Origin of the sequence: Leptolinea tardivitalis, assembly GCF_001050275.1 — a bacterium.
Lineage (GTDB): Bacteria > Chloroflexota > Anaerolineae > Anaerolineales > Anaerolineaceae > Leptolinea > Leptolinea tardivitalis.
In genome coordinates this window covers 71,456-82,864 of the sequence record NZ_BBYA01000003.1, presented here as the reverse complement: position 1 = coordinate 82,864, position 11,409 = coordinate 71,456, and the positions used below count along the sequence as shown (strand labels likewise).

General features: G+C 45.3%; 11 protein-coding genes. 6 read left to right on the top strand and 5 right to left on the bottom strand.

Features of this window, described 5'->3' with window-relative positions; translation table 11 throughout:
* Positions 1-53 precede the first annotated feature (53 nt).
* From LTAR_RS03020 to LTAR_RS03015, 3 genes are all read left to right on the top strand, one after another.
* Positions 54-566, top strand: coding sequence for a PRC-barrel domain-containing protein (locus LTAR_RS03020; RefSeq protein WP_062420691.1), 513 nt, complete (start codon positions 54-56; stop codon positions 564-566).
* A gap of 68 nt (positions 567-634) precedes the next feature.
* The gene (locus tag LTAR_RS17115; RefSeq protein ID WP_158423380.1) at positions 635-784 is read left to right on the top strand and encodes a hypothetical protein; all 150 of its coding nucleotides are present in this window, start codon (positions 635-637) and stop codon (positions 782-784) included.
* The gene (locus tag LTAR_RS03015; RefSeq protein ID WP_062420690.1) at positions 781-1,212 is read left to right on the top strand and encodes an HAD family hydrolase; all 432 of its coding nucleotides are present in this window, start codon (positions 781-783) and stop codon (positions 1,210-1,212) included. The genes LTAR_RS17115 and LTAR_RS03015 overlap by 4 nt, the downstream gene beginning before the upstream one ends.
* 42 nt (positions 1,213-1,254) lie before the next feature.
* Here the strand turns inward: LTAR_RS03015 and LTAR_RS03010 are convergent, their stop codons facing one another.
* Together LTAR_RS03010 and LTAR_RS03005 are read right to left on the bottom strand one after the other, a co-directional pair.
* A complete protein-coding gene (locus tag LTAR_RS03010) occupies positions 1,255-4,500 on the bottom strand; it encodes a PAS domain S-box protein (RefSeq protein ID WP_062420689.1) in 3,246 nt (1,081 codons plus the stop codon).
* A gap of 425 nt (positions 4,501-4,925) precedes the next feature.
* The gene (locus LTAR_RS03005; protein ID WP_062420688.1) at positions 4,926-6,122 is read right to left on the bottom strand and encodes an FprA family A-type flavoprotein; all 1,197 of its coding nucleotides are present in this window, start codon (positions 6,120-6,122) and stop codon (positions 4,926-4,928) included.
* Between the two features lie 235 nt (positions 6,123-6,357).
* Between LTAR_RS03005 and LTAR_RS03000 the strand changes: the two genes are divergently transcribed.
* On the top strand, positions 6,358-6,822 hold the full coding sequence (locus LTAR_RS03000; protein ID WP_062420687.1) for a flavodoxin family protein: 465 nt from the start codon (positions 6,358-6,360) through the stop codon (positions 6,820-6,822).
* Positions 6,823-6,962: 140 nt separating this feature from the next.
* On the opposite strand, the gene LTAR_RS02995 is transcribed toward LTAR_RS03000, so the two are convergent.
* Positions 6,963-7,865, bottom strand: a complete 903-nt coding sequence (locus LTAR_RS02995) for a DegV family protein (RefSeq protein WP_062420686.1) — start codon at positions 7,863-7,865, stop codon at positions 6,963-6,965.
* A gap of 213 nt (positions 7,866-8,078) precedes the next feature.
* Here LTAR_RS02995 and LTAR_RS02990 point away from each other — a divergent pair, with 213 nt between their 5' ends.
* Entirely contained in the window at positions 8,079-9,191 is a 1,113-nt protein-coding gene (locus tag LTAR_RS02990; protein WP_062420685.1) for an aminotransferase class I/II-fold pyridoxal phosphate-dependent enzyme, read from the top strand.
* Positions 9,192-9,313: 122 nt separating this feature from the next.
* Complete coding sequence (locus LTAR_RS02985) at positions 9,314-9,520, top strand: dodecin family protein (protein WP_062420684.1); 207 nt, start codon at positions 9,314-9,316, stop codon at positions 9,518-9,520.
* Here the strand turns inward: LTAR_RS02985 and LTAR_RS02980 are convergent, their stop codons facing one another.
* Entirely contained in the window at positions 9,521-10,594 is a 1,074-nt protein-coding gene (locus LTAR_RS02980) for a TolB family protein (protein ID WP_062420683.1), read from the bottom strand. It lies immediately after the preceding gene.
* Between the two features lie 172 nt (positions 10,595-10,766).
* On the bottom strand, positions 10,767-11,402 hold the full coding sequence (locus LTAR_RS02975; RefSeq protein WP_062420682.1) for an HD domain-containing protein: 636 nt from the start codon (positions 11,400-11,402) through the stop codon (positions 10,767-10,769).
* Positions 11,403-11,409: the final 7 nt, after the last annotated feature.

Below are 11,409 nucleotides of genomic sequence, written 5' to 3'. Positions count from 1 at the left end.
TTGGTGGTAGGATTAATAGACTATTTCTTTTTTGAAGCTTTTAGGAGGTTAAGGTGATTGCTTCCAGAGAACATAACGGGAAATCCTTAATCAGCATCATTGATGGAAAAGACCTGGGAGAGATCAAAGGTCTATATCTAGACCTGGACATGCGTCATGTCGCTGGTGTTTTCACCGGTACAGAGGGACTCATCAACCGGAAAGCACTGGCAGTTTCACGCAGTGACGTAAATGTGATGGGCATTGACGCCTGGCTGGTTTCCGGGTCAGATGTGATTCACCCCCTTGAAGAAATCCCCGAATCTTCTTTATTTATTCCAGTAAGCGATCTGCATGGGCGAGAAATCCAAACAGAAGGTGGAACCAAGCTGTGTGTGGTGGATGATGTTCTCATCGATAATGATGGGCATGTGCTTGGATTTGCACTGGGAAAGGTCTTTGCACAGGGACCTCTGGCCGAACGGAAAGCCATTGCCCGTGATGCCATCACAGATCTCGGTAGCAGGGAAAAACCCATGACGGCCAACCTCTCTCAGGCGGAAAGTCTGTCTATTCAGACAATTTAATCCCTTCTGCTTCACCCTGTTTGTCCCCCCGTGTAATGCTTATTAATAAAACGGTCAGGGAGGGCATTATGACGGCATATATTCTTGTCAGTATGGCCGCCGGTATCGTCTCTGGCGTACTGGATGGACCGATCCATACCAATCCGGCAACCGTCGGGTTATTTTCATCATTCGAACCAATTGCCGAACGTCCATCAATGTGCCAGTGGGACTGGTGAGTGATCTTATATACAGATTCATCCTGGCCGGATTGTTCCTTCAGTTATATCCTGCCATTCCGGGAAGCACAGGGGTAATCAAAGGATTGAACTACAGTCTCGTTTTCTGGTTCCTGCGGGTGGTTATGGGTGTCATTTCCCAATGGATGATGTATACCATCCCATTGAATACCCACCTGTATTGTATGGAAGCGTTCGATGAAAATGGCAGCAAAGCCAATGCTCTCATCCGTTTGAAAAACCTGCTGAAAGTGAATCATGTGATCGCATTCGGAGATAACCTGAATGATATGGGTATGATGAAGGCGGCAGATGCCTGTTATGCCACAGCCAATGCCATTGATGAAGTGAAAGAACTGGCAACCCGTGTAATTGGCAGTTGCGATGAAGATGGAGTTGCCCTCTTTATTGATCAGCAACCAATTTAATAGGAATTTTGTTTACAACACAAGGATTCCGGGTGGAATCATTCAGATTTCGTTTTGAAGAACAACCTTCAGGCGGTCAAATTGTCGTTCCAATTCGCTCATTCCGGCACAAACGCCATCCAGGTCGCCATTTTTACTGAGTTTTTCGAGCCTTATGGCTGTTGCGCGAATGGCTTCTGCACTGATATTGGCTGACGCACCTTTTATCGTATGCACTCTGAGCTGTACACCGGCGATATCTCTGCTTTGCAACGCTTTTTTCAATTCAAGAATTTGTATCGGGGTATCGTTAAGATAGATGGAAATCACTGTTTTTAACAACTCTTCATCCGCCATGAGACGTTGTAAAAGGGCAGGTTTATCAAATACAGGTTTCCCATCATCTACCGTCGCATCATCCAGGCAGGAAGGAATCACATTTTCTGGAGTTTTCTCTGAATTTCCATGATCCGGAAGCCAGCGTTCCAAAACTTCGGCCAGTTTTTCAGGTTGGATCGGTTTGGATACGTAATCATTCATACCAGCCGCCAGGCAGATTTCCCGATCTCCCTGCAGCGCATTCGCCGTCATTGCGATAACGGGAACATCATGATTCAAAACCGGGGTCTTATGATCCCGAATACGGCGGGTGGCTTCAAAACCATCCATCACCGGCATCTGAACATCCATTAACACCAGATCATATGGAATGGTCTCCAAAGCCTTCAATGCTTCGGCTCCATCAGCAGCAGCATCGGCTTTCATTCCATATTTTTTAAGAATTCCCAATGCCACCTGCTGGTTGATGATGTTATCTTCAACCAGTAATATGCGCTTTCTGGCATCCACTGTTATGCGATGAATCTCACGGGCTGAATGACTTGTGACAATCGGCTGGTTAATAACCTCAGTTGTGCCATCACCCTTGCTGGTTGCCAGGGTTACCGATAATACGTTGAACAGATCAGAATGCCGCAGAGGTTTTACCAGATATCCTGCAAAACCAATCTCTTTAAAACGACGGGCGTCACCGCGTTCACCGAGTGACGTTAAAAGCACAAGAGGAATTTCTGCCAGCCGCGCATCCGCCTTGATCTTTCTGGCCAACATAGCTCCATCCATACACGGCATATGCATATCCAGAACAGCCATCTGGAAAGGATCGCCTTGTTCAAATGCTGCTTTCAACAATTCCAGGGCGGTGAAACCATCTGCTGCTTCCACCGGACGCATCCCCCAGGATGTCATGCGAATGTTTAACATTTCACGGTTGGTGGCATTGTCATCCACTATGAGAATACGCACTCCATGAAGGTTGGCCGGAATTGGAATATTGGCCATGCTGCCTTCAGGCTGCAATTTCATCCGGATGGTGAACCAGAACTCAGAACCTTTACCAATTTCGCTTTTTACTCCAATAGTGCCGCCCATCAGCTCTGCGAGCTGCTTCGAAATAGCTAATCCCAATCCGGTTCCGCCAAACTGACGGGTTGTCGAAGCATCTGCCTGCGTGAATTTATTAAAGATCAAATCAAGCTTATCGGCAGCAATGCCGATGCCTGTATCCCGAATGGAAAAGAGAAGTTCTACATCATCACAAGTTCTTCCCAGGCAGCGTACCTGGACGGCTATCTCACCCTGGCTGGTGAATTTCAACGCATTCCCCACCAGATTAGTAAGGATCTGGCGAAGCCTTCCAGGATCACCCTGCAATAAAGCTGGCACATCAGGGTCGGCACAACAGATGAATTCCAACTCCTTCTCATGGGCTCGTATGGCGAGCGCACTGGCAAAATCATCCAGCAGGCTGTGTAAGTCAAAATTCATGATTTCCAGTTCAAGTTTTCCAGCTTCGATTTTTGAAAAATCGAGAATATCATTGATCAGGGTGAGCAGCGTTTCACCGCTGGACCGGATGATTTCAGCATAACGCTGTTGTTCTTCATCCAGGTTTGTATCCAACAAAAGACCAGTCATACCAATTACGCCGTTCATTGGTGTGCGAATTTCATGGCTCATATTTGCCAGGAATTCACTCTTGGCGATATTCGCCATTTCTGCTTCTACTGCCAGCGTATTCGCCTGCGAAATAGACTTCTCGAGTTCGAGATTAGTCTCCTGAAGCTCTTCCACTGCGCGCTTGCGTTCTGTAATATCTGTAGATGTGCCGAAGGTGCCAATGATTTCACCATTTTTATCGCGCAGAGGCAGCTTACTGGTCAGAACCCAGCGGTCAGCCTGCCCCTCATACGTTTCCTTTTCTTCCTTGTGAACAGGTTCCCCCGTGCGGATGATGGTTTGCTCATCTTCATACGCCTGCCGGGCATGTTCCTCTGTGAAGAAGTCAAAATCAGATTTGCCGATCACCTCATCAGGATCGTCTACCCCCAAAAGCCTGGCCTGTTGGGTATTGACTCTGATGAACCGGCTCTCACGGTCTTTAAAATAGATTTGAATGGGAACGTTATCCATCAAATTCTTCATCAAGATACGTTCGGTATTCAGATCATCTTCAGATCTCCGTCGCTCTGTAATATCACGGATAATAAACACTATTCCAGTGGGGTGATCTTCTTCATCCCGTATGGCTTCTGCATTGACTTCAATGTCAAAGCTCGATCCATCTGCTCGAATCCCCGTGTAATTGACCGGTCCCTGAAAACTTTGATTCAGGATATAGGAAATATTGTCTTTTGCTCTTGATCGATCTTCAGGAGATAGAAAATCCAGGATTGTCCGCCCTAAAAGAGTTTTTCCCTGTGCGTATCCAAATAGTTTGTATGCAGAAGGAGAAACCATGCGGATATTACCTTCAAGATCGGTGATTGTGATGTCATCGGGAGATGCCTTGAGAATGGATCGGTAAAGTGCCTCGCTTCTGCGAAGATAGTTTTCTGTTACTTTCTGTATTGTGATATCCGAGAGGAAGTTAAGGGTGGCAGATTCTTCCTCCCATTCAATTTTGACAGAGTTCATTTCCACCCAGATGATATCTCCATCCTTTTTATTAATTCTGAATTGGAATTTATTCTCCAGATTTTCACCGCGTAATCGTCTTTGGTAGCGATCGAATAGAATTTCCCGATCATCGGCATAAATAAAATCAATAAATTGCGACGAAAGAAGTTCGGCTTCTGAATAGCCGGTCAGTTCGGTGGTTTTTGAATTGCAGAAAACCAGTTTCTCATTTTGCACAATGACAATGGCTTCCAGGACATTTTCAGATATTAATCTACGAAAGTATTTATCTTTATTATCTGCAACTATATTATTCTTTTGACTGACAATTTCCTGGAATTCGCAGTCCATTTCAAACCATCCTTTCCTGCCAGGGTAGGTTCTATTTTCCCGCACTTATATTAGAGAACTATGAGTACTCTACCTGTTTGTGATGTTAATTGAGATGATTTTTGCTTTTCCCTGCAAGACCCTTCATCCTGCACAAGAAATGTATCTTACACTTTTTTTGGTAAAGCCTTATTGATCAAAAACCTGGAGAATTTCAATGCTGCCGGATCGTCCATCTCACCTGAAATAAGAACAGGTACGATAAGTTGTTTTCTGTCCCGCCATTCAATAATGAGATTAACACTATTCACATGGTATATGGTTGCAGCTTGAAATTCTATAAAAGAACAATTAAAACAAAAGAAAACCACCTAAAAAAGACGTGAAAACCGCCCGGATTGTAATCAAACCGGACGGTTTTCTTACTTACATTTCAAGCATTTAAATTAACTTTTCAGTTTTTGGGCGAAAACTTTGCCAAATTCGCGAGCCTGAATCAATTCATCACGGCTGGGTGATCCGGTAAAATTGAAAGCACCCAGAACTTCCCATTTCAATTCTCCAGCCAGACGGATGAATTCTCTCTCACCACCGCCAATCCAGCCGTGGCTCCCGAAATACGCCGTCTTTCGGTCAAAAATATGTTTGGCTTCCGCCATTTCCATCACGTGCACCATCTGGGGGAAAAGGCCGCCTTCATACGTCGGGGCTCCAACTAACACACCGCATTGAGTCAACAGGCTGGGAAGTATGTAACTGACCGGCGTTTTGGTAACATTGAACACGTTGAGGGGCACTCCGGCATCTACAACACCCTGTGCCACTGCTTCCATGGCTTCTTCTGTGTTGCCATAAATCGAACCAAATAATAGAGTCACTCCCAGATCTGCCGGTTCTGTGGCATAACCAGACCATTTCTGATAGAGATCAACTATTCGTTCTGGATGATTTCGCCATACCAGGCCATGCGAGGGAGCAATTACGTCAATCGGCACATTGGCCAGTTTCGCAATCGCATTACGCACTGGCTTTGGGAATATGGAAACGATATTGGAATAATATCGAAGCGCCTGTTCTTCATACCAGGCTACTGGCATAAAGGCGTCATCAAAGATGTTGCCATTAAGAACACCATAACTGCCAAAGGCGTCACAGGAGAATAAAATCTTCTGGCTTTCTTCATAGGTCATCATCGTCTCTGGCCAATGAAGGAAAGGTGTGATCACAAACCGGAGCGTGTGTTTGCCCAGATTAATCGTCTCACCATCGGTAACGACCCGGAAATTTTCTGTTATGCCGTAGAATTCTGCCAGCATATCGCGAGTCTTGGCTGTTCCCAACAGGGTTACTCCGGGGGCATTCTTTATTAATCTCCGTAAAGCACCGGTATGATCGGGCTCCATATGGTTGATGATGACATAATCCAGTTTTTCCAACGGGACCAGCGATTGAAGCTGGTCAAAATATTCGCCAGAAAGCATGGCTTTGCAAAGGTCAATTACAGCGGTTTTCTCATCCTGGATCAGATAGCTGTTATACGAAACGCCTTCTTCCTTGATGGTCCATAGTCCCTCGAACAATTCAGTGATCCGGTCATTAACACCCACCCATAAAATACCTGGTTTTATTTCAATTGGCAGCATTTAGATTAACCTTTCAATGAATAGTTGTTTCTGGGAGTCTATTGACAAACGAGATTTTACTCCAAATCCCTCAGAACGAATAAAAAGGCGTTCAAGTAATACTCAGTTGCAAATACCAGTCAGATTACCAGAATTTGAAACAAAACAGAAACAAATGCGCCTATTCTTCGTACAATAAATATATTCATAATTTTTAAAAAAATCCAATTCACTGCTCTCTTCAGGAGGGATGCAAATGAAAGCTCTTGTGGTATACGAATCCTTTTTCGGCAACACAGAAAAAATCGCCCAAACAATTGGATCATCACTTGGTTTGACAGAGGCTGAAGTAATCAAAGTCAGCATGATGACGCCAGAAAAATTGGGTGGTCTCGATCTGCTCATTGTTGGATCCCCCACCCGGGCGTTCCAACCAGGCCCGGAGACTAAATCCTTCCTGGGCACACTTGCTTCTGGTTCATTAAAAGGTATCAAGGTAGCTGCATTTGATACACGTGCAGAAATGAATGAAAAGACCCCTGGTATTCTGCGCTTTTTCGCCGGTATTTTTGGCTATGCGGCTGAACCGATTGCCCAGAAGCTTGTTCGTAAAGGCGGAATACAGGTTGCCAATCCGGCCGGTTTTTTTGTCCTTGGTTCAGAAGGTCCATTAAAAGAAGGTGAAATAGAACGCGCAGCGGAATGGGCACGAAGCTTTTAAATCTGACCCGGCAGGTTGACATAGTTCAGCTTGATCCAAACAGGTCAGGTTGAAACTAGAAAATCCTGAGAAACTTATAAAATAACGGAAGGACATGGAAATTGTCCTTCGTATCCTTCCGTTTTATTTTGCCAAATCCATCAGGCAGCGATAGCTTTTTCGGTTCGCAGAATATTAAGTCCGCTGTTTGTGAAAATGTGCAGCGGTGCTATACCAATACCGACAACGCTTGGTCCGGTATGCGCGCCCAACAGGGGTGCCACAGGAAGGGTTTCATCAAAGAAGACATTATTGAACATGGAGGCAATTCTTTCTTTGATCATGGCAACCCCTTCCAGATTATTGCCGTGAATAAATTGCACCCGTACAGGAATATTTAAAGGAACCTTTTCAGCCACAATATCAGCCATGCGGTGAATAGCCCGCCTCAACGTAGCCGCCCGTCCCCACGCATAGTATTTTCCGTCATCTTTTGCCACACCAATAATGGGTTTGATGTTAAGCATTGACGCCATCAATCCCTTCAAATGGCTGATCCGTCCACCGTGAATGAGATACCGAAGGTCTCCCAGAGTAAACAGAGTATGGGTTCCTTCACGCACCTGATCAACCAGTTTCAAGATGTCTCCCAAACACCAGCCAGCACGAATGGCATGGGCGGCAGCCTGAACCTGCCATCCGAAAGGACCGGAAAGAGTTTTTGAATCTAGAACGGTTACATTGGCTTCCCGAACCATCTCAGCTCCCAGGCGGGCGGAGTTGACGGTTCCACTGAGACCGGACGAAATGTGGATGGAAAGAATATCGGGATCGGTTTTCGCCAGATTTCGGTAAACATCGGCAAAATCTCCCGGTGACGGCTGGGATGTTGTTGGGAAGGCACCAGTTTCCGTCAGGATTTGATAGAACGTAACATAATCAATATCATCCCCACCGATATATGTTTTTCCATTCAATGTGATACGCAAGGGCACGGTATGGATGTTCAATCCTTCTGCATCGATGCGGGAAAGGTCCATTCCCTGGTCCGTAACGATCTGCATGTTTCCTCCAATAGAATAAAAATGCCGCTGCCGGCATACAGGATAAAAAGACTGTACCATATCCCCCGGCAAGATCAATGTGTCTAAAGATATACCAGACGGCCTATTCTGCTTTTTATGAATCACTCAAGATGGGTACATTGCATGAATATGTTAAGATTATCCAATGCTTTTTTGATATTTGATAATTGATTCAATTTTTTTGGAGCAAAAATGACACTGGCGCCCTTTAAATTGGAACGGTATTATGCCCTCTATGAATTTAAAGCCCGAATCATGCTCAGTTCATCTGACTGCGAAAGCCTGTCAATGACTGAGCTTTTATCCATGGCACCGCCCGATAGTCTCAATCTCTGGAACAACCTTAAATTGGGATACACCGAAACTCAGGGAAATCCGCTTCTACGAGCGGAAGCTGCCCGAATCTACGAGCATATTTCTCCGGATAATCTTTTAATTTCTGCCCCGGAGGAATTAATTTACATCACCATGCAGACTTTATTACAGCCAGGTGATCGAGTTGTAGTCCTTGCTCCGGCATACCAATCATTATATGAAGTTGCTGCATCAATAGGCTGCCATGTCTTTTATTGGAATTTGCATCCCACAACACAGGGATGGGAAGCGGATATTGACGAATTAAAAAGACTTCTCACCCCTCCAACACGTTTGCTCGTTATGAATATTCCCAATAATCCAACCGGTTTCCTGCCTTCCCGTGAAGACCTGGAAACCATTGTCAATCTGGCCAGAGAGTCAGGTATTATTCTATTTTCTGACGAGATGTACCGCCTGCTTGAACGTGAACCGTCTTTTCGTTTGCCGGCTGTTTGCGATCTTTATGAAAATGGGATTTCCCTTTCCGGACTGTCAAAGTCAATGGCTTTACCAGGCCTGCGAATCGGCTGGCTGGCTTCACAAAACACCAAATTTCTCGAAAAATGGATGGGATTCAAAGATTACACGACCATCTGTAACAGCGCTCCATCTGAAGTGCTGGGATTGATCGCATTGCAAAACCGCCCAAATATCGTTGACCGAAACCTCCGGATTATTGGAGAGAATATTAAAATCGCCCAGAATGTATTTACAGAATACTTACATCAGTTCGATTGGATTCCTCCTCGGGCAGGATCCATTGCCTTTCCTCGATGGAAAGGAAAAGGTTCTGTTGAAGATTTTTGCCGGAATGTACTTGATCGCTACAGTGTGATGATCGTTCCTGGCAGCATGTTTGATTATCCGGGAGGACATTTCCGTCTGGGTCTCGGTCGCAAGAACTTCCACGAAGGAATGGATGCGGTTGTTGATTATTTAAAGGAATGATCTTTCGACATTCTGTTCTGTATCAATACCAGTTGTTTCATCAGCCTGTTACCCGTATTATAAAAATGGCTTTACCGATGGGGTAAAGCCATTAATCCACTTAGAAAACAGGAGCGGGAATTATGTCTGTAGCCAGAGTAACAGAAATTAAATCTTCCTCAACAAAAAATTTTGATGATGCCATCCGAATTGGTGTGGCTCGAGCCCATAAAACCCTCAAGAACGTCAAATCTGCCTGGATTGAAAACCAGGAAGTTCTTTTGGATGAAAAAGGCGAGATCAGCGAATACCGTGTTCAGATGAAGGTAACGTTTGTCCTGGAAGACTGATTACCATTCAACGCTGTTGGATGTCGATGGATCGCGGTTTACGGCTTTTACAAGTTTTGATCCATCCAATGAAATTTTGTAAATAGCCTGAATATCTTTTCCTTCTTTTGATGTAACTGTTCCGGCAAAAGCAAGCCATTGGCCGTCGGGAGACCAGGCAATATCCTGATCAATGGTCGGTTTTTTACCATTCTGCCGGGTAACCTGACGCACATTGCTGCCGTCTTTATCCATGATGTAAATTTCCTTGATTCCTGAACGGTTGGAGATAAACGCCATCTGATTTCCATCAGGAGACCAGGCGCTGTCTTTATCATCCGCTTTATTTTTCGTCAGGTTGACCAGGTTGCTGCCATCCAGGTCCATCAAATAGATTTCCCAGTTCCCATCGCGATGTGTGGAAAAAACTATCCGGTCATTATTGGGAGACCAGTGCGGATGTTCATCATTCGCCTTTGAATTGGTAAGCCGCTCCTGATCTGTACCTTTGGATGACATCACATAGATTTCCCGGTTTTTATCACGTTCAGACATAAAGACAATTCGCTTGCCGTCTGGCGACCAATCCGGTTGATCATCATTTTCTTTTGTACTGGTCAGCCGGACTCGGTTGCTACCATCCGGATCCATTACGTAAATGTCTAGCAATGCATCCTTGTCAAATTCATTCTTTGAATCTGTCAGCGCAGAATACGCAATCCGGCAGCGATCAGCAGACCAAACCGGCGACCCTTCCCAGACAGATCGGTCTGTAAGGCGGGTGATTTCTGTTCCATCGTCATTGACGCTCAAGATATCAAAGTTGGTTGTTTGAAGAGGCGACCAGTCAGAAGCAAAGAGCATTTTTTTTGCATTTTCCGGACACTTCATCTTTTTCAAATAACTGGTATCTTCCTGCTCTTTACCAGCCTGGGTTTTAACAACCTGAGCATTTTCAGCCTTCCCCTGACTGGCAGTAGCCTCCTGTTTCGGATTCTGCGCTTTCACGTTTGACTTTCCGTCACTGGAATTCCCTCCACAGGCGCTCAAGGTAAAACAGACAAATAACACTAAGGCCAGACGATTAAATTTCATATGTCCCTCTTCCAGTATCGAAAAGTCAGGCAGGTTGAATTAACCTACGCATTTCTTAAATTCTAAATCAGACGAAAGAAGTCGTCAAATTAAATATTTCTTCTCGCTTCAACCTGTCAATCCATGGCAAACAAAATATAAATTAATACATGAAAAAGCTGGCTATTCTTACCTATAGCAAACCTTCATATTCTGCAGCCAATTGCTCAAAAAAAGACGTCATGGCAGCGTGGCGCTGTTCCGCCATCCGCCGGGCAGATGCGGTGAACAGGCGGTCTTTAACCTTACATAGTTTAAAAAGATACTCATGATACGAAGAGTGATGTTCCCCCGCCACTTCACATCCGGTTGTACGGAATTGTTCACTGGGATGTTCATACATCGGTTCACCGGCCAGAACCGAGTAGGCAATTGTCCGGGCAGTACCAATAGCACCGATCACATCAAGTTTGTCAGAATCAAATAATACTTTCGCCTCGATGGTTTCCGGCAAGTCCTCTTTTCCACGATACCGGTGGGCGCGAATGGCATGTTGGACTGCCTTGATCCTTTCAGGCGACCAACCCTCATTTTCCAACACTTCTCCGGCAAACACAGCCGAAGCAATATGATGTTGCGCCCGACCGGCTCCTCCGGGTTCTGCCCCGCGTGAGTCATGCAACAATGCGGCTGCCTGAAGAATATCCAGGTCGGCGCCTTCTTCCTTTCCCAGTTTCATCGCCGTACGGTAAACGCGCAGCACATGGTCAAAATCATGGACAGCGTCTTCACTGGAATAGAAGGCGCGGGCCTGTTCAACAGTCAGCATTCTTACC

Bases quoted from the DNA above. Each gene is read 5' to 3' on its own strand.
- LTAR_RS17115 (WP_158423380.1), top strand. From the start codon at position 635: ATGACGGCATATATTCTTGTCAGTATGGCCGCCGGTATCGTCTCTGGC.
- LTAR_RS03010 (WP_062420689.1), bottom strand. From the start codon at position 4,500: ATGGACTGCGAATTCCAGGAAATTGTCAGTCAAAAGAATAATATAGTT.
- LTAR_RS03005 (WP_062420688.1), bottom strand. From the start codon at position 6,122: ATGCTGCCAATTGAAATAAAACCAGGTATTTTATGGGTGGGTGTTAAT.
- LTAR_RS03000 (WP_062420687.1), top strand. From the start codon at position 6,358: ATGAAAGCTCTTGTGGTATACGAATCCTTTTTCGGCAACACAGAAAAA.
- LTAR_RS02995 (WP_062420686.1), bottom strand. From the start codon at position 7,865: ATGCAGATCGTTACGGACCAGGGAATGGACCTTTCCCGCATCGATGCA.
- LTAR_RS02990 (WP_062420685.1), top strand. From the start codon at position 8,079: ATGACACTGGCGCCCTTTAAATTGGAACGGTATTATGCCCTCTATGAA.
- LTAR_RS02985 (WP_062420684.1), top strand. From the start codon at position 9,314: ATGTCTGTAGCCAGAGTAACAGAAATTAAATCTTCCTCAACAAAAAAT.
- LTAR_RS02980 (WP_062420683.1), bottom strand. From the start codon at position 10,594: ATGAAATTTAATCGTCTGGCCTTAGTGTTATTTGTCTGTTTTACCTTG.
- LTAR_RS02975 (WP_062420682.1), bottom strand. From the start codon at position 11,402: ATGCTGACTGTTGAACAGGCCCGCGCCTTCTATTCCAGTGAAGACGCT.